At 73.8% G+C, this 18302-nt stretch carries 15 protein-coding genes; 3 read left to right on the top strand and 12 right to left on the bottom strand.

The genetic code is table 11. The features are described from left to right. Positions 1-58: 58 nt before the first annotated feature. The 7 genes from VMF51_RS04695 to VMF51_RS04665 all read right to left on the bottom strand — a co-directional run bounded on the left by VMF51_RS04695 (position 59) and on the right by VMF51_RS04665 (position 9013). Positions 59-838: an enoyl-CoA hydratase/isomerase family protein gene (locus VMF51_RS04695; protein WP_325473244.1), complete on the bottom strand. Its 780-nt coding sequence runs from the start codon at positions 836-838 to the stop codon at positions 59-61. 32 nt (positions 839-870) lie between these two features. Continuing rightward, a complete protein-coding gene (locus tag VMF51_RS04690; protein WP_325473243.1) occupies positions 871-2331 on the bottom strand; it encodes an aldehyde dehydrogenase family protein in 1461 nt (486 codons plus the stop codon). Beyond that, on the bottom strand, positions 2328-3548 hold the full coding sequence (locus VMF51_RS04685; RefSeq protein ID WP_325473242.1) for a CoA transferase: 1221 nt from the start codon (positions 3546-3548) through the stop codon (positions 2328-2330). Before VMF51_RS04685 ends, VMF51_RS04690 begins: the two co-directional genes overlap by 4 nt. Next, entirely contained in the window at positions 3545-4729 is a 1185-nt protein-coding gene (locus VMF51_RS04680; RefSeq protein WP_325473241.1) for a citramalate synthase, read from the bottom strand. Before VMF51_RS04680 ends, VMF51_RS04685 begins: the two co-directional genes overlap by 4 nt. Continuing rightward, the gene (locus VMF51_RS04675; RefSeq protein WP_325473240.1) at positions 4726-6168 is read right to left on the bottom strand and encodes an MmgE/PrpD family protein; all 1443 of its coding nucleotides are present in this window, start codon (positions 6166-6168) and stop codon (positions 4726-4728) included. Before VMF51_RS04675 ends, VMF51_RS04680 begins: the two co-directional genes overlap by 4 nt. A 14-nt stretch (positions 6169-6182) precedes the next feature. Continuing rightward, positions 6183-7361: an acyl-CoA dehydrogenase family protein gene (locus VMF51_RS04670; RefSeq protein ID WP_325473239.1), complete on the bottom strand. Its 1179-nt coding sequence runs from the start codon at positions 7359-7361 to the stop codon at positions 6183-6185. A 65-nt stretch (positions 7362-7426) separates the two neighbouring features. Beyond that, entirely contained in the window at positions 7427-9013 is a 1587-nt protein-coding gene (locus tag VMF51_RS04665; RefSeq protein ID WP_325473238.1) for a thiamine pyrophosphate-dependent enzyme, read from the bottom strand. Between the two features lie 208 nt (positions 9014-9221). On the opposite strand from VMF51_RS04665, the gene VMF51_RS04660 reads away from it, so the two are divergent. From VMF51_RS04660 to VMF51_RS04650, 3 genes are read left to right on the top strand one after another with little or no spacing between them, the layout of a single operon-like run. Then, positions 9222-10112 (top strand): fumarylacetoacetate hydrolase family protein, encoded by an 891-nt coding sequence (locus tag VMF51_RS04660; RefSeq protein WP_325473237.1) that lies wholly within the window; start codon positions 9222-9224, stop codon positions 10110-10112. Between the two features lie 11 nt (positions 10113-10123). Next, positions 10124-11113, top strand: coding sequence for a cupin domain-containing protein (locus VMF51_RS04655; protein ID WP_325473236.1), 990 nt, complete (start codon positions 10124-10126; stop codon positions 11111-11113). Positions 11114-11141: 28 nt separating this feature from the next. After that, the gene (locus VMF51_RS04650; RefSeq protein ID WP_325473235.1) at positions 11142-12329 is read left to right on the top strand and encodes an FAD-dependent monooxygenase; all 1188 of its coding nucleotides are present in this window, start codon (positions 11142-11144) and stop codon (positions 12327-12329) included. Positions 12330-12573: 244 nt separating this feature from the next. Here VMF51_RS04650 and VMF51_RS04645 read toward each other — a convergent pair whose 3' ends face one another. Genes VMF51_RS04645 through VMF51_RS04625 form a run of 5 tightly spaced genes read right to left on the bottom strand, consistent with a single transcriptional unit; the run spans position 12574 to position 18143 of the window. Next, positions 12574-13803, bottom strand: a complete 1230-nt coding sequence (locus tag VMF51_RS04645) for a multidrug effflux MFS transporter (protein ID WP_325473234.1) — start codon at positions 13801-13803, stop codon at positions 12574-12576. Between the two features lie 8 nt (positions 13804-13811). Further along, entirely contained in the window at positions 13812-15233 is a 1422-nt protein-coding gene (locus VMF51_RS04640) for an MmgE/PrpD family protein (RefSeq protein ID WP_325473233.1), read from the bottom strand. Between the two features lie 33 nt (positions 15234-15266). Further along, on the bottom strand, positions 15267-16082 hold the full coding sequence (locus VMF51_RS04635) for a cyclase family protein (RefSeq protein ID WP_325473232.1): 816 nt from the start codon (positions 16080-16082) through the stop codon (positions 15267-15269). Then, positions 16079-16942: a CoA ester lyase gene (locus tag VMF51_RS04630; RefSeq protein ID WP_325473231.1), complete on the bottom strand. Its 864-nt coding sequence runs from the start codon at positions 16940-16942 to the stop codon at positions 16079-16081. Before VMF51_RS04630 ends, VMF51_RS04635 begins: the two co-directional genes overlap by 4 nt. A gap of 1 nt (position 16943) precedes the next feature. Next, the gene (locus tag VMF51_RS04625) at positions 16944-18143 is read right to left on the bottom strand and encodes a CoA transferase (RefSeq protein ID WP_325473230.1); all 1200 of its coding nucleotides are present in this window, start codon (positions 18141-18143) and stop codon (positions 16944-16946) included. Positions 18144-18302: the final 159 nt, after the last annotated feature.

The following is an 18302-nucleotide window of genomic DNA, read 5'->3' as shown; positions in this document are numbered from 1 at the left end:
TCTGCCGACTCGGCGCGCAACTTCTGCCGACTCGGCGGGGGGTGGGGGGTGGGGGTGGTTAGCGGGCCTGCCAGCGGGGGTCGCGCTTCTCCAGGAAGGCGCGGGCGCCCTCCTTCTGGTCCTCGGAGGAGTAGACGTCGGGGCCGATGTCGAGGCGGATGGCGGCGTGCGGGTCCATGGACTCGGTACGGCGGTAGGTGAGCTTGAGGCGCTGCAACGAGAGCGGGGCGGAGTCGGTGAAGGAGGCCAGGAAGGCCTCGGCGGTCTCGGTGAGCAGCTCGGCGGGGGCGGTCCGGTTCACCAGGCCCCAGCGCTCGGCCTCGGCCAGGTCGATCCGGCGGCCGCTGTAGAGCCACTCCATGGCGATCCCCTGCGGCACCATCCGGGGCAGCGCGACCGAGGCGTAGTGGGCGCCGCGCCCCCGCCGCGACTCGGGTACGGCGAAGAAGGCGTGGTCGGCCACCACCCGCAGGTCACAGGACAGGGCGAGCTCGAAGCCGCCGGCGACGGCCGGGCCGTTGACGACCGCGAGGGTCGGCTTGCGGCTGTCGATCATCACCTCGAACAGGCTGCGGTACCGGTTGTGCAGCGGGCCGTACCAGGCCTCGCCCCGGTCCGCCCGGGTCTTCGCGTCCGACAGGTCGGCGCCGGAGCAGAACGCCTGCCCGGTGCCGGTGATGGCGATCGCGTAGACGTCGGGGTCGTGGTCGGCCTCCATCACCGCGTCCACCAGCGCCTCGTTGAGCTCCAGGTTGAGCGCGTTGCGGCGGTCCGGCCGGTTCAGGGTCAGCCACCGGACCCGGTCGCGGGTCTCGACGTACAGGACGGGCTCGGTCATCGGGTTCTCCTGGGAAGGTCGGTCGGGGAGGGTCACCACGGGTACACGGGCACGCTGCCCCGCACCGTGACCCACTGCAGCTCGGTGAACGCCTCGAGGTTGGCCTCGTGGCCGCCGTGCCGGGCGCCGTTGCCGGAGTGGCCGACGCCGCCGAACGGCGCCACGGGCTCGTCGTTGATGGTCTGGTCGTTGATGTGCACCAGGCCGGCCGGGATCCGCTCGGCCAGGGCCAGGCCGCGCATCACGTCGCGCGTGAACACCCCCAGCGCCAGCCCGTACGGCGTGTCGCTCGCCAGCGCGATCGCCTCCTCGTCGCTGGCGAAGGTGACCACGGAGGCCACCGGGCCGAACACCTCGTCGCGGTACGCCGGCGCGTCGGCCGGCACCCCGGCGAGGACGGTCGGCCGGTAGAACGGCCCCTCCGGCTCGCCGCCCGTGACCAGCCGGGCGCCGGCCGCCACGGAGTCGGTCACCATCCGGTGGACCCGGTCGCGCTGGGCGGCGTCGATGATCGGCCCGACGTCGGCGTCGGTGCGGGCCGGGTCGCCGAGACGCAGCCCGGCCGCGGCGGCGGCCAGCCCGGCGACGTACAGGTCGGCGACCGACTCGTGCACGAGGTGCCGGCCGGTGGCCATGCAGATCTGGCCGGCGTGCCGGAACGAGCCCCACGCGCCCGCCGCGGCCGCGGCCTCGACGTCGGCGTCCTCCAGCACGATGGAGGCGGAGTTGCCACCCAGTTCGAGGTGGGTGCGTTTGAGGTTCGCGGCCGCCGAGGCGGCGATCGCCTTGCCCGCGCCGGTGGACCCGGTGAAGGCCAGGACGGGCACGTCGGGGTGGGCGACGATCGCCTCGCCCACGTCCACGCCACCGGGCAGGACGTGCAGCAGGCCCGCGGGGAGGCCGGCCTCCTCGAAGGCCCGGGCCAGCAGCACGCCCCCGACGACGGCGGTGCGCGGGTCGGGCTTGAGGACGACGGCGTTCCCGAGCGCGAGCGCCGGGGCGACGGCGCGCAGCGCGAGCAGGATCGGCGAGTTGAACGGCGCGATCACGCCGACCACCCCGACCGGGACCCGGCGCGCCATCGAGAGCCGTGGCTGCATCGAGCGGAGCAGGTCGCCCGCGGGCATGGCGGCCAGGGCCGCGGCCTCGAAGCACTCCTCGGCCGAGATCGACGCCTGGGGACCGGCGACCCGCTGCGGGGCACCGGCCTCCCGCGCGAACAGGTCCGCGATGTCGGCGGCGTTCTCGGTGAAGACCTGGGCCGCACGCCGCAGCACGCCGGCCCGCACGTGGTAGCCCGCGGCCGCCCACTCGCGCTGCGCCCGCCGAGCGACGGCGACCGAGGCGAGCACGTCCTCCGGCGTGGCCGTGCCGACCGTCCCGACGGGCAGGCCCGTCGCCGGCTCGGCCGTGGTCAGGCTCGCGGCGGACTCCCGCCAGGTCCCGTCGAAGACCCGGCCGCTCCACACGGCCGGGTCCAGCAGCGAGGTCATGCCCGGTCCGGCACGGAGGCGACCACGCCGTCGCGGCGGAGCTCGGCGATGGTCTCCTCGCCGACCCCGAGGCGGGTCAGCACGTCGTCGGTGTCGGCCCCCAGTGCGGGCGGCGGGCACTGGTGGTCGGGGTACGCGCCGCCGAAGGTGATCGGCAGGTTCACGACCTCGAAGTCCTGCACGCCGGCGTGTGCCATCGGCTCGATCAGGCCGAGCGCCTTGACCTGCGGGTCGTCGACCATGTCGGGCACCGAGTTCACCGCCGAGCACGGGATGCCGGCCTCGTTCAGCAGCGCGATCAGGGCGGTGGTGTCGAACGCCCGGGTCACCTCCGAGACGGCCGCCTCCACCTCGGACCGGTTGGCCGAGCGCTCCGGGTTCGACCCGAAGCCCTCGCGGGTCAGCAGCGCGTCGGCGCCGGTCGCCATGCAGAAGCGGGTCCACAGCGCCTGGTTGCCGGCCGAGATGAAGGCCCAGCCGTCGCGGGTCGGGAAGGCGCCGTACGGCACCACCCCGGCGTGGCCGGAGCCGAGGTTCCTCGGCTTGCCGTTGCCGGCCAGCGCGCCCATCACGTTGGCGTGGGTCCAGGTCACGGCGGTCTCCAGCAGCGAGACGCCGACGTGCACGCCCCGGCCGGTCCGCTCCACGGTGCGCAGCGCGTCGAGCACGCCGATCGCGGCCCACATCGCGGTGCCCTTGTCGAGGATCGACAGCGGCACCCGGGCCGGCGGCCCGTCCCCCGTGCCCATCATGTCGATGATGCCGGTGTAGGCCTGCAGCAGCGGGTCGTACGCCGGCTCCGCGGCCTTCGGGCCGGTGCGCCCGAAGCCGGTCATGTCGCAGTAGACCAGCCGGGGGTTGATCTCCTGCAGCTCCTCCCACGAGAACCCGGCCTTGGCCAGGGCGCCCGGCCGCAGGTTCTGCACGAGTACGTCGGCGGAGGCGATCAGGTCGCGCAGGACCTGCTGCCCGCGGGGGTCCTTGTAGTCCAGCTCCAGGCTGAGCTTGTTCCGGTTGAGGTGGAGGAACGCGATCGACTCGCCGTCCCACGCGGGCGGGGTCCACTGGCGGGTGTCGTCGCCGGAGCCGACACGCTCGACCTTGACCACCTCGGCGCCGAGGTCGCCGAGGATCTGTCCGGCGAGCGGTCCGGCGACCGACGTGCTGATCTCGATGACGCGAAGCCCGGCGAGCGAGCCGCGGGTGACCTCAGTCATGGGGTTCCTCCTGTGTTCGTGGTGCTGGGGGTCTCGGTCGCCTCGGGGCGCAGCAGGACGACCGGCCGGCCGCCCTCCGCGGCGTCCCGGGCGGGCGAGGTGATCGGCTGCTTCCAGGGCGACAGGCAGCCGGCGTACGTCGCGGCGCCGAGGCGGAAGTGCTGGGCCTCGTCGACGGTCTCGACGAACGGCATGTCCATCGCGTAGAGCGCGTCGCCGCGCGGTCGCGGGCCCACCTTGCTGACGTGCCCGTAGAGCTCGTGGCCGACGACCTCCTCGGCCACGTGGGCCGCCTCGATCAGCCGGCCCAGGTCGACGCCGGTCTCGACGCCCTCCTCGTGCAGCAGGTCGACGAGGTCCTCGGTCGGGATCATCTTGGTGGCGCGGCCGTTGCCGCAGTACGGGCAGCCGCCCATCCCGCCGACCGAGGTGTCCAGGGCGAGGGTGTGCTCGGCGCCGAGCGCGCGCAGGGCGACGTACGCCGAGGTCAGCGCGCTGCCGCGGCCGTCGTGCAGGTGCAGGTGGTACGTCGTGACCCCGGGGAACCGCTGGACGCAGGCCCGGATCGTCTCCTCGACCGCGCGCGGCGTGTTCCAGCTCATCGGGTCGCCGATCCAGATGGTGCGCGGCTCGACGCCGGCGGCCCGCCACGCGGCGAACTGCAGGTCGAGGACCTCCAGGCGCTGCTCCAGGCTGAACGGGCCGACCCAGTTGGAGCCCCAGGCGGCGTTGATCGCGACCACCGCGTCGGTGGTCCCGCGCTCCACGGCCCGGGCGATCGTGCCCGGCAGGGCGGCGATCTCGTCGCGCTGCGACTTGGCCGTGTTGCGCTGCACGAAGACGTCGCACAGGTGCACGGTGGTGCGCTGGACGGCGGGGGGCGGCGAGAGCGGCGGCGTGTGCGCGGCGCGGCGCTCGGCGCCCTTCGCGTTGAGGGCGAGCGCGGAGTAGGAGACGCCCTCGACCGGGGTGAAGCCGGCGATGACCTCCTCGACCCGGGCCATCTGCGGCACCCAGCGCGGGCTCACGAACGAGCCGACGACGATGTTGCGCAGCCCGGTGGCGGACAGTGCGTCGAGCAGCCGGATCTTGGCCTCGACGGGGATGTCGGCGCTCTCGATCTGCATGCCCTCGCGCATCCCCTCCTCGAAGATCTCGACCCGGGGGTGATGGCCGGTCATGGTCGCTCTCCTGATGGGTCGGGGTGTCGGTCGGACGTGGGGTCGGCGGCGAGCGCGGCCAGCGCCTGTGCCAGCTCGCGAGGTCCGCTCAGCGCCGACCGGACCCGCTCGAGCAGCGCGCGGGCGTCCGGTTCGGACCCGCCGGTCGCGGTGACGGCGCCGAGGAACTTCCGGTCGACCTCGTCGTCGGTCAGCGGGTTGCGCGCGTCGCCGCGGGTGACGAGCACCAGGCGCTCGTGCACGGTGCCGTCGGTGAGCCGCACGCGCACGTGGGCGTACGGCGTACCGCTCAGGTCGGCGCGACCCGGCGGCGCGTCGGCCGCGGTGACGCGGACCTGCGCCATCAGCTCGCCCAGCGCGGGGTCGGCCAGCGCGTCGTCGGCGAAGTCGCCGACCTCGAGACGACCGTCGAGCAGGGCGCGCGCGACGGTGTACGGCAGGCTGAACTTCGCCTCGGTGCCGCTGGTCGGCAGATGGTCGATGAGCGGCCGCAGCGAGCCCGGGTGCACGTGGACGTCGACGACCGCGATCGGCGCCGCGATCTCGGGGCGCAGGTCGAGGACCGCGTCGACGGCCCGGTGGGTGCCGTAGCAGGACGGGTAGCGCTTGAGCGACCAGTCCTCGGACCAGTGCCGCTCCCAGTGCCGCAGCCGACCCTCCAGCCGGTCCACCGTGTCCGGGTCCGGCTGCCCGAAGAGGGCGAGGAAGCCGAGGCGGTGCTCGAGCTGGTCGGGGGCGGCGTCCAGGCCGTTCTCCACCATCCGTACGGCGACGACGGCGTCCCGGGCCGCGAGCCCGGCGTGCAGCGGCTTGGTGCCGGTGCCGAAGTTGGCGATGCTGCCGCCCGCCATCGACGCGGCGACGCCGAGGGCGTGCCGGGTCTGCGGGACGGCGAGCCCGCGCAGCCGGGCGAGCGCGGCGACGGCGCCGAGCCGCCCGACCGTCGCGGTGCTGTGCCAGCCGCGGCCGTAGTGCACGTCCATCGGCAACGCCTCCCCCAGTGCCCGCACCACCGCGTTGCCCACGTCGACCGCCTCGACCAGGAGGGCGGGGTCGGTCTCGGCGTCGCTGAGCGCCAGCAGGGCCGGCCACAGCACGGTGCTGGGGTGCAGCGGCATCGACGGGCAGGCGTCGTCGAAGTCCAGCGCGTGCCCGGCCGTGCCGTTGACCAGGGCCGCCTGCGACGCGCCCCGTCCGCCCGGCTCGCCCCACACCGCCGAGGCACCGGCCGCTGGCTCCACCCCGACCCACGCGCGTACGGCGCGGACGGCCGGCGTGTCCCGGCCGGCCAGGGCCACGCCGACCGTGTCGACGAGGCTCCGGGTCGCCGCGGCGAGCAGGTCGGCCCCGAGCGGGCCGCTCGGCTCCGGGCGGGTGCAGGCGAAGCGGGCCACGACCTCGGTCGCCCCGACCGCCCGCTCCGCCGTCTGCTCCGTCATCGTCGCGTCGGTCCTCAGTACGACCGCGGCATGCCCAGGTCGCGCTGGGCGATGCCGGCCAGGATGAGGTTGGTGCTGATGGGTGCGATGAGCGGACCCCGGGCGGCGCGGAACTTCTGCTCCACGCCGTACTCCGAGGCCAGGCCGTAGCCGCCGAAGGTGTCCATCGCGGCGTTGGCGGCCTCCCACTGGGCCTTCGCGGAGAGCAGCTTGGCGATGTTCGCCTCGGTGCCCGACTGGCTGCCGGCCTGGAACTTCTCGGCCGCCTGCCAGCGCAGCGCGCTGGCCGCCCGCAGGTTGGCGAACGCGGTGGCGATCGGGAACTGGATGCCTTGGTTCATGCCGATCGGGCGGCCGAAGACGACCCGTTCCTTGGCGTACTCGACGGCACGGTCGATGAACCACAGGCCGGAGCCGACGTACTGCGAGGCCGCCAGGATCCGCTCGGCGTTCATGCCCGAGAGGGTCACCCGGAAGCCCTGGTGCTCCTCGCCGATGAGGTTCTCGGCCGGGACCCGCATGTCGCTGAAGGTCAGCTGGTTGGTGTGGTGGCCGCTCATCACCTTGATCGGGTCGATGGTGAGCGTGCCGGCCTCGAGCGCGTCGCGCATGTCGACCAGGAACACCGAGACGCCGTCGGTCTTCTTCTCGACGTCCTCGTACTTCTTGGTCCGCGCGATCAGCAGCAGCAGGTCGGACTGCTTGGCCCGCGAGGTGAAGATCTTGCCGCCGTTGACGACGTACTCGTCGCCGTCGCGCTGCGCGAAGGTCCGGATCCGGGTGGTGTCGGTGCCCGCGTCCGGCTCGGTCACGCCGAAGGACTGCAGCCGCAGGCCGTCGGCGATCTGCGGCAGCCACGTCTGCTTCTGCTCGTCGCTGCCGTGCCGGAGGATCGCGCCCATCGTGTACATCTGCGCGTGGATCAGGGTGCCCGGGGCGCCCCAGCGGTTCATGGTCTCGAGGAAGACGGCCGCGTCGGGGATCGTCGCGCCGCCCCCGCCGTACTCGGTCGGGATGAGCATGGACAGCCAGCCGCCGGCCTGCAGCTCGTCGACGAAGTCCTGCGGGTAGTCGCCGGACTCGTCGACCTGGATCCAGTACTCGCGGTCGTACTTGGCGAGGATGTCGGAGACGACGTCGCGAAGCTCCTCGCGGTCCTCCGGCAGATCCTCGGCGAGCCAGTCTTGTGCCATGTCGGAACCTCTCTCAGGTCGAGCGCCCGGCACTGCGCGGGCGGTGGGTGCGGCGGGGGCCGCGGCTAGTTGGTGGTGACGGCGACGTCGAGCACGAGCGGCTCGGTGCGCTCGCCGAGGCCGGGCACGACCTCGTCGAGGACGGCGAGCAGCTCGTCGACGGTCTCGATGCGCCGGGCGGGGCAGCCGAAGCCGGCCGCGAGGGTGGCCAGGCTGATCTCGCCGAAGCCCGGCCAGGGCGGCTCGGCGCCGGCGTTGCGGGCGAGGCGGTCCATCACCGCGTAGCCGCCGTTCGACATCACGACGAACAGGACGCCGACGCCGTACTGGTGGGCGCTCCAGAGGGCCTGCACGTTGTAGAGCGAGGCGCCGTCGCCGACGATCGCGACCACCGGCCGCTCCGGACGCGCCAGCTTCACGCCGACGGCACCGGGGACGGCGAAGCCGAGACCGCCCATCCCGGCGGTGAGGAACCCGAACGGCGCCCGCACGGGCAGCTGCGCCAGCAGCTGGCGGCGGGTCGACGGGCTCTCCTCGAAGTACGTCGACTCCGCGGGCAGCCGCTCCGCGAGGGCCTGGAACACGTGCGCGGGGTCGATCGCGGCACCGGGCTCGGCGACGACCGGAGCCGGCGCCGGGCGCGGCTCGCGAGGCGCGGCGACCCGGACGGGGAGGTCCTGGGCCAGGCTGGCCGCGACCGCGGCCACCGGGGCGATGACGGCCAGCTCGGCGTCGCTGCGGATCGCCTCGTCGTCGTCGTCGGTGACGACCAGGACCCGCGTGCTCGACGGGACGAGGTCGCCCTCGTCGTGGAGGTACTGGCGGAACGCGTGTCCGCCGAGGACCAGGACGACGTCGTGGGCGCCGAGCGCCTCCCGGAGCCCGGCGCGGGCCGGCGGGAGGTGGCCCGCGAAGAGCGGCGAGGTCTGGTCGAAGCCCATCCGGTACGAGTACGCCGCCTGCCACACCGGGGCGTCCAGGGCGGCGGCCAGCTCGGCCACGGCGGCCCAGGTGTCCGGGTCGTCGGCGAGCGAGCCGAGGACCAGGGCGGGCCGCTCGGCGTCGCGGAGCGCGGTCGCCAGGACCGCGACGGCGTCGGGGTCGGCCGCCGTACCGACGACGAGGCGGCGCGCGGCGGGGGCCCGGACCTCGTCGGCGGGCTCGCTCCAGTCGCTCATCGGGATGACGACCACGGCGGGACCGCGGCGGACGGTGGCCGCGTGCAGGGCGCGGGCGACGGCGCCGGGCACGTCGCCGGGGCGGGCCGGCTGCTCCACGCTGACCGGGTAGTCGCCGGCGAGACCGTCGAGGTCCCCGGCCAGGAACGGCGCGGCGGCGAGGTGCCGGCGGTCCTGCTGACCCACGAGCAGCACGACCGGCGCGCGGTTGGCCTGCGCGGTGGCCAGACCGCCGACGGCGTTGCCGTAGCCGGCGGTGGTGTGCAGCAGGGCGAGCGCGGGCCGGTCGGCCGCGATGGCGTGACCGGTGGCGATGCCGAGCACCGATCCCTCGTGCAGGGCCAGCACGAACTCCAGGTCCTCGGGCAGGTCCGTCAGCAGGTCGACCTCGGTGGAGCCGGGGTTGGCGAAGATCCGGTCCACGCCGTGGTTCCTCAGCACGTCGAAGACGGCGTCGCGGACGGTGGTGGGCACTGGGGAGCTCCTCATCGTGCGGGGGTCGTACGGGGGTCGTGCGGGGTGCGCAGGGCGCGCTGCCGCTGGTGACGACACCGAGTCTCCGGGCGACCAGGAGCCCGGTGAATGGGTCCTCGCATCCACCGGAACACGCCTTCCGGGGGCACTGCGCGGCGACCTAGCGTCCGGTGACAGCAGCAGCGGAACGTAGAGGAGAGCACCCCGGATGAAGATCGCTCGGTTCGGCCAGGGACAGGTCGGCGTCGTCGTCGGCGACGAGCTCGTCGACGTCACGGACGCCGCGGGCGTCGACGTCTCCGAGTGGCCACCGGTAGGCCCCAACCGCCTGATCGCCGACTTCGAGTCGCGCCGCGAGGCCATCGAGGCCGCGGTCGCGACCGGCGCGCGGATCCCGCTCGGCGAGGCGCGGCTGCTCACCCCGATCCCGTGGCCGAACAAGGTGATCGCCTACCCGGTGAACTACCACGACCACGGCCGCGAGATGCAGGCCGGCTACCGCGCCGACGTCCAGGGCTTCTTCCTCAAGCCGCCGTCGTCGCTCTCGGGTCCCGAGGACGCCGTCGAGCTGCCCGCGCTGCCCGGCCGCGAGGTCCACCACGAGTCCGAGCTCGCGATCGTCATCGGCAAGGGCGGGCGCGACATCACCCGGGAGAACTGGGCCGACCACGTCTTCGGCTACGCGTGCCTGCTCGACATGGTGGTGCGCGGCCGCGAGGAGCGGGTCTTCCGCAAGGCGTACGACACCTTCTGCCCCGTCGGCCCCTGGATCACCACCGCCGACGAGGTCGCGGACCCGACCCGGCTGGAGATGAAGCTCTGGGTCGGCGACGAGCTCCGCCAGCACGCCAACACCCGAGACCTGGTCCTCGACATCCCGGGCATGGTCGCCATGGCCTCGACCGTGATGACCCTGCAGCCCGGCGACATCATCGCCACCGGCACCCCGGCCGGCGTCGGCCCGGTCGTCGACGGCGACGTCATCCGCATCGCGATCGACGGTCTCGGCGAGATGAGCGTCCCCGTGCGCCAAGGCACCCGCGGCAACACCGAGGTGTTCGCGAACGCCTACACCCCCGACATCATCAAGCAGCGCTGAAGGAGCTCCCGATGACCACCGACAGCACCGTTCCCGGCTCCGTGCCCGGCTCCGAGGCCATCGAGAGCCTCGAGCAGCTCTACGGCATCTTCGACGACCTCAGCATGGAGGGCGGCTGGCACCGGCGCTTCCCGGCGCTGTGGGCCGAGCCGCGCAAGAACCTCGTGCCGTACCGCTGGCGGTACGCCGACATCCAGTCCGTCCTCGACGCGGCCGGCCGGCTGGTCGACCACTCGATGGCCGACCGGCGCAACGTCACCATGCGCAACCCCGTGGAGGGCAACGAGTACGCCACGGTCCGCACGCTGGTGGCGGCGTACCAGCTGATCCGGCCGGGCGAGACCGCCGACTGCCACCGGCACACCCCGGCCGCGCTGCGGATCATCCTCGACGGCACGGGCACCTACACCGTCGTCGACGGCCACCGCGTGGAGATGCGCCCCGGCGACGTCCTGCTCACCCCGTCGACGTTCTGGCACAGCCACTCGCACGAGTCCGACGCGGACGGCGACGACTGCTACTGGGTCGACATCCTCGACGTACCGCTCATCCACCTGCTCGAGCCGATGTTCTTCAAGCAGCACCCGGACCGGCTCGAGGCGGACCCCGTCGACGTCGACTCGTCGCCGCTGGCCTTCCGGTGGGAGGACTCGGTCTCCCGCCTGGACGCCGCCGAGGCCCCCGCCGACGGCCTGGCCTCGAAGGTGATCGAGCTGGGCGAACCGGCCCTGCCGACGATCTCGATCCACGTCCTGCGCCTCGACGCCGGCTTCACCTCGCAGGTGCACCAGACCACCGCGAACTCGATCTTCACCGTCGTGGAGGGCTCCGGCTCGCTCGAGATCGACGGCGAGGTCGTCACCTGGGAGCGCGGCGACGTCATCGCCGTCCCCTCGTGGCGGCCGTACCGGTTCGTCGCCGACGCCGACGCCCACCTCGTGCGCTGCAGCGACGAGGCCGTCCTGAAGGCCCTCGGCCTGCTTCGCACCGAGGCTCTCTGAGCCTCCGGTCCCACCAGAAAGGTTCCCCATGCGCGTGGTCATCGCGGGCGGTGGCATCGGCGGCATGACCGCCGCCCTCGCCCTCCTGCAGCGAGGCTTCGAGGTCGAGCTCTACGAGCAGGCCCAGGAGATCAAGGAGGTCGGCGCCGGCATCCAGATCAGCCCCAACGGCAACCGGGTGCTGGACGCCCTCGGCGTCTTCGACCGGCTCCGCACGCTGTCGTGCGACCCGGAGCGCAAGGAGCTGCGGCTCTGGAACTCCGGCGAGCCGTGGCCGCTGTTCGACCTCGGCCCCCTGGCGGTGGAGCGGTACGGCTACCCGTACCTCACCGTCTACCGACCCGACCTGCTCGACACCCTGCGGCAGGCCGTCATCGCGCAGGACCCGGGCGCGATCCGCCTGCGGTCCCGCGTGGTCGGGGTCGCGCAGGAGCCGGGCTCCGCCTCGATCACGCTCGAGGACGGCACCGTCGTCACCGGCGACGTCGTGATCGGCGCCGACGGCTGGCGCTCGGTCGTCCGCGACACCCTGTGGGGTCCGAGCGCGCCGGAGTTCTCCGGCATGGTCGCCTGGCGCGGCCTGATCCCGATGGCGGACCTGCCCGAGCACCTGCGCTCCTGGGTCGGTACGACGTGGATCGGCCCGCGCGCCCACGCGGTGCACTACCCGCTGCACGGCGGCGAGCTGATGAACTTCGTCGCCACCATCGAGGGCAAGGAGTGGACGGCCCAGGGCGGCAACGTGCACGGCACCGTCGAGGAGTGCCTCGAGGACTTCGCCGGCTGGCACGAGAACGTGCAGACCCTCATCAAGCTGTCCCCGCAGCTGATGAAGTGGGCACTGGTCCGCGGCGAGCCCATCCCGAGCTGGTCGCAGGGCCGGGTGACGCTGCTCGGCGACGCCTGCCACGCCACCCTGCCGTTCCTGGCCCAGGGGGCGGTGCACTCGATCGAGGACGGCCTGGTCCTGGCCCGGGCGCTGGACGCCTACGGCTCGGACCCGGAGAAGGCGCTGCTGCGCTACGAGCACGCCCGCATCGACCGCACCTCGAAGATGGTCCGCGGTGCGACCGCCAACACCGACCGCTTCCACTCCCCCGAGCTCGCCGAGCCCGAGAGCGCCAAGGCGTACCTCGCCCGGGAGTGGAGCGTCGACCCGATCGCCGACCGCTACGACTGGCTCTACTCGTACGACGCCTCGACCGCGGAGATCTGAGCCCACCCGAGCCACGTCTCCGAGCCGGCGGTCCTCCCTCGACCGCTCCGGCCATCTGGGGGCACGTCCCGACCGGACGTGCCCCCTGCGGCATTTCAGGTGTTCGGGAGCGAGCCGCTGCTGCGGATTCATCACGGTATGCAGACGAGCCGGCACTCCCCACGGCGTACCCACCATGGGCACCGACAACTGGTCTGCATACCGTGATGAACCTGCAGCGACCGGGTCCTCGCCGACACCAGGCTCAGCCGGACCGAGGCTCCCTCACCGGCGCGGCCGAGCGGATGAGCGCCACACCGAGACCGGTGAGGACGACGGCGACGGCCATCACGGAGACCATCGGGACGGCTGTGTGCTCGCCGGCGATGCCGACCAGCGGGGCGACCAGGGCGGCGGTGCCGAACTGGGCGCCGCCCATCAGCGCGGCACCGGTGCCGGTGCGCGGCTTGGCCCGCATCAGGCCGATGGCGTTGCAGTTGCCGGTCAGCATCGCCTGCGAGGCCTGGACGAGCAGGAAGCCGGCGAGCATCCCCGGCAGCGGCAGGTCGAGGGCCAGGACGCAGACCAGCAGTACGACGACGCCGACGCCCTGGCCGAGCAGGCCGAAGACGATCATCCGCTGCGGCGGCACCGTGCGGACCAGGCGCCGGTTCACCATGATCATCGCGACCATGGCCGCGGCGGTGCCGGCGAAGATCGCGGAGTAGGCGTACGCCGAGAGCCCCATGATGCTCTGGATCACGAACGGGCTGCCGGAGATGTAGGCGAACATCGTGCCGAAGCTGGCCGCGACGGTGATCAGGGCGCCGAGGTAGCCGCGGTCGGCGAGTACGACGCGTCCGTCGGCGAACAGCCGTCCCAGCCCGCTGCCGCTGCGAGCGCCGGGCGGCAGCGTCTCCGGGACCAGCCGCCAGATCGCGACCGACATGGTCGCCGTCATCGCGAACAGCAGCCAGAACGCCGAGCGCCAGCCGAGCGGGCCGATCAGCAGCCCGCCCAGGACGGGCGCCGCGATCGGGGCGACCGACTGGACCGCTGCGAGGGTGGAGAAGGCGCGGGCCGCGTCCGCGCCCGTCGACAGGTCGGCGACCACGGCGCGGGCGACCACCATCACCGCGCCGGTGCCGAGCCCCTGCAGGGCGCGGGCGGCCACCAGCAGCCAGATCGATTCGGTGAGCGCGCAGGTGAGGCTCGCCGCCATCCCGACCGCGATGCCGCCGAGCAGCACCGGCCGCCGGCCGACCTGGTCGGACAGCGTGCCCCACATCAGCTGCCCGACGGCCGTGGCGAGCATGAACGTGGTGAGGGTCAGCTGGACCTGCGCGGCACTCGCATCGAGGTCGTCGGCGATCTCCGGGAAGCCCGGCAGGTAGGTGTCGACGGCGAACGGCGGGAAGCCGCTGCACGCCGCCAGGATCAGCAGCAGCGGGACCGAGAGGCCGACGGGGGTGCGCGACGGCGCGACCGAGGTCATGGGCGGGGTCAGCTCGCGGTCGTGCCCGCCAGCAGCCCGCTGACGTCGTCGTACGACGCCACGTCGGCGATCCGCCGGCCGAGCTCGTCGGCTCCCCCGGGCAGTCCGGCGGCGTTGAGGCGGAACTTCAGCATGATCTCCTCGTCGCTCAGCGGGCGCTCGGAGGTGCCGCGCGTGGTCAGCACATTCTCGACCAGCTCGGAGCCGTCCTTCAGCCGGACCCGCACGATCGAGGGGAAGTGGCGCGGGAAGATCTCGTCGCAGCGCGGGTCGGCGACGTGGGTGATCCGCGCCGCCAGGTCCTGCAGCACCGGGTCGGCGACCCGCTCGTCGGTGAAGTCGTCGAGGTAGACGCCCAACCCGCCACCCCCGCCGAACGCGATGGCGAACGTGAACGGCCCGGAGAACTGCGCGTGGTAGCCCGACTCCGGACGGATCTTGGCCTCCCGCGGCTGGGCGATCGTGCGCAGCACCGGGGACGGTACGCCGATCTCCACGGACTCGATCTGCTCGGGACGCAGTCCCTTCGCCCGCAGCGCGAGCGCGGCGTCGATGCCGGAGTGGGTGAAGACGTTGATCGGGTACGGCTTCACGAAGCAGTCCCCGGTGGCCCACTCCTCCCCGAGGCCGTCGAGCAGCGCGGCCTCGTCGTACGTCTCGCCGCAGTAGGCGTGGAAGAAGCCGAAGCGGCCCTCGAGCACGGTCGGCGGGCCGGTGAGGCCGGCGGCGGCGGACTGCGCGGCGACCACGCCGGAGTGTGCCGCCCAGCCGCAGTGCATGCGCTTGACCGAGCCGCCGGCGCGGTTGGCCTCGAGCAGGCCGGCGCCCATCGACGCCGCGATGCCCATCGCGTGCGCGATCTGCTCCTCGGGCAGGCCCATCACCGTCGCGGCGGCAGCGGCGGAGCCGAGCGCGCCGCAGATCGAGGTGGCGTGCAGGCCGCGCTCGAAGAAGACCGAGTTGTTGATCGCCGGGTCGTAGCCGGCGTTGCCCAGCCGGATGCAGATCTCGTTGCCGACCGCGATCGCCGCCAGCAGCTCGCGCCCGCTCGCTCCGCACGCCTCGGCGGCGGCCAGCGCCGCCGGGACCACGGAGGCCGACGGGTGCAGGATCGAGGGGACGTGGGTGTCGTCGAAGTCCAGCGCGTGACCGAGCGTGCCGTTGACCAGCGCGGCGGTCGGCGCCGGGACCCTCTCGGCCAGGCCGAGGGCGGTCGACTGCGCGTGCCCGCCCCAGGTCCGGGCCAGCTCGTGCACGATCGCCGCCGGGCCGGTGCCCAGCGCCGGCACCGAGATGCCGATCGTGTCCAGCAGCCGCTGGCGGGCGTCGTCCAGGGCGGGCTGGGCCGGGGCGGCGCGGAATGCGGCGGCGAAGGCGGCCAGGCGGGCGACGGCCGTCGTACCGGCGGTGTTCGGGGCGGCAGCGATCACAGGTGGGGCTCCTCGGGAGTACGGCGGGGCGGGTCAGGCGGGGACGAGCGCGAGCGGCCGCAGCGGCGAGCCGGTCGCGCCGACGATGGGCAGCGGGGCCGCGACGACGCTGAACGCGGACGGGGCGAGGCGGGCCAGGCGCTCGAGATGGAGCATCTCCATGATCGGGACGCCCGCCTCCACGAGCAGGACCCGGTGACCGGGCAGCCGGGCGTGACCCTCGCCCGCCGGGATGTGCTCGAAGGCAGTGGTGTCGGAGCCGACCAGGCGCGGGGCGCGCGCGGCCAGCCACCGGCAGGCCTCCTCGTCGGGCCCGGGCACGCCGCCGTCGTGGCTGAGGAACGCGTGCGGGTCGTCCCACAGCTGCGCCCAGCCGGTGCGGACCAGGAGCACGCTGCCGGGCTCGACCTCGTGCGCGCCCGCGGCCGCGTCGAGGTGGTCGGCGGTGACGGCCTGGCCGGGCGCGAGTCGCTCGACGCCGAGCAGGGCGGGGACGTCCAGCAGCACGCCCCGCGCCACGACCGGGGCGATCGTGTGCACGCCGTGCTCGAGGAACCGCCCGCCCTCCTGGGCGGCCCGGGCGTCGACGCCGCCGTGCAGCAGGCCGTCGTGGCTGATGTGGGCCAGGGCGTCCACGTGGGTCGCGGTGTGGGTGCCGAGGACGAGCAGGTCGTTGGCCCCCGACGTGCCGTCCACGCGTACGGCGTCCCCGTGGCGGCGCTGCAGGGCGTGCTTGAAGCCGGGATGGCTGGGCGAGACGGGTACGGCGGGGTGCAGCGGCTGCGCGAGGTCGACGACGGTGACGTCGCCGCCCACGAGGCGCCCCGCGCCGATCCCCTCCCCGCTCACCGGCCCACCCGCGCCGCGATCCGCTCGGCCTGGCGCACGATCGCCGGGTCGACGAAGGACCCGTCGGCGAGCACGGACGCGGCGTTGTCGTCGCCGTCCTGCGCGCCGGACTCGGCCAGCACCGAGCGGGCCCAGTCGAGGTCGGCCGGCGAGGGCGCGAAGCTCTCCCTGACGACCGCGGCCTGCCGCGGGTGGATGCACGAACGGCCGACGAAGCCGAGGGCGGCCAGCCGCAGGCTGGTCTCCCTCAGACCGTCGGCGTCGGCGACGTCGGTGAACGCGCTGCCCACCGGGGAGGGCAGGCCGGCGGCACGCGAGGCGAGCACGCACGTCTGGCGGGCCAGCAGCAGGCCGGGGTCGCCGGCGGCACCGCGCGGCAGCCGCAGGTCGGCGCGCAGGTCGGCCTCCCCGAGCATGATCGAGTGCACGCCCTCGGCGGACGCGATCTCGTGGGCGCGGGCCACGGCGCCGGCCGACTCCAGCTGGCAGATCAGCCGGGGCTCGGTCCCCCACTCCGCGACGGCCGCCCACGCGGACGCGACCTCCGCGGCCGACTCCATCTTGGCGACCCGGATCGCGCTCACGTGACCGGCCCGCACCAGCGGGGTCAGCGCCGCGACGTCCGCCGCGAAGTCGTCCGTGCTCACCGGGTTCACCCGGACGACGACGAACGCGTCCCCGTCGTACGACGGCAGCGCCTCGGCGAGGTGCTCCCGGGCGGCCGGTCGCTGCCGCGGGTGCACCGCGTCCTCGAGGTCGACCACGATCCCGTCGGCGACCGACGCTGCCTTGGCCAGCAGCTCACCCGCGCGCGGAGCGGGGACGTAGAGCCAGGCGAGCGCGTCCTCCAGAGCGGACACCTCAGACCGCCCCGCTGTCGCGCAGCTTCTCGATCTCGTCGGACGCGAAGCCCAGCTCGGCCAGCACCGCCGCGGTGTCGGCGCCGTGCCCCCGACCGGTGTGCCGGATCGCGCCGGGCTGCTCGGAGAGGCGGAACATCACGTTCGGCATCCGCACCGGGCCGAGGTCCTCGTCCTCGACGGTCGCGATCGCGCCGATGGCGTTGTACTGCTCGTCGACGATCACCCGGCTCATGTCGTTGACGACCGCGAGCGCGGCCTCGGCCTTCGCGAACTCCTGGACGACGACCTCGGTCGGGCGCTGGAGGATCCAGGAGCCGACGGCCTCGTCGAGGACGTCGGCGTGCTGGGCGCGCTGGTGCCCGTCGCCGAACCACGGCTCCCTGGTCAGGTCGTCGCGGCCGACGAGGCGCAGCACCCGCTCCGCGATGGTGTGCGCGCTGGTGGAGATGGCGACCCAGTCCCCGTCGGCGGTCTTGTAGGTGTTGCGCGGCGCGTTGTTCTCCGAGCGGTTGCCCGCGCGCTGGGTGACGATCCCGAGCTGGTCGAAGACCGTGAGCTGCGACCCGAGCATCGACAGGATCGGCTCGATGATCGCCAGGTCGACGACCTGGCCGCGGCCCGTCGCGTCCCGCCCGCGCAGCGCCATCAGCGTCGCGATGGTGGCGGCCAGGCCGGAGATGTTGTCGGCCAGCGCCAGCGGTGGCAGGGTCGGCGGGCCGTCGGGCTGGCCGGTCGAGTGCGCGAAGCCCGACATCGCCTCGGCGATGGTGCCGAACGCCGGCTCCGTCGAGCGCGGACCGAACTGGCCGAAGCCGGTCACCCGGGTGAGCACGAGGCGCGGGTTGATCTCGGAGAGTACGTCGTACCCGAGGCCCCAGCGCTCCAGCGTGCCCGGACGGAAGTTCTCGATCACCACGTCGGCGTCGGCGACCAGCCGCAGGAAGACGTCGCGCCCCTCGGCCTGGGAGAGGTTGAGCGTCATCGCCCGCTTGTTGCGGCCGAGCACCTTCCACCACAGGCCGTGCCCGTCCTTGGCGTGGCCGTGCGTGCGCGCGGGGTCCGGCTTGCGCGGGTGCTCGACCTTGATCACGTCCGCCCCGAAGTCGGCCATCAGGGTCGCGGCGGAGGGACCCGCGAAGAGGGTGGCGATGTCGAGGACCTTCAGTCCTGCGAGCGGGGGCGGCGAGGTCTCGGTCATGGAACTCCTTGGCGGCGACGGGTGAGGGGTGTCCGCAGCCGACCGTAGGAAGCCACCGCACCGCGCACCACGGGCCGCGTCACCCAGTGGAAGATCGATTCCGCGACGGTGGTCGAGCAGCAGTCGGTGGTCGAGCAGCGAAGGACGAAGTCCTGAGCG

The organism is Nocardioides sp. (assembly GCF_035503875.1).
Lineage (GTDB): Bacteria > Actinomycetota > Actinomycetes > Propionibacteriales > Nocardioidaceae > Nocardioides.
This window is presented reverse-complemented; position numbering and strand designations above follow the sequence as displayed.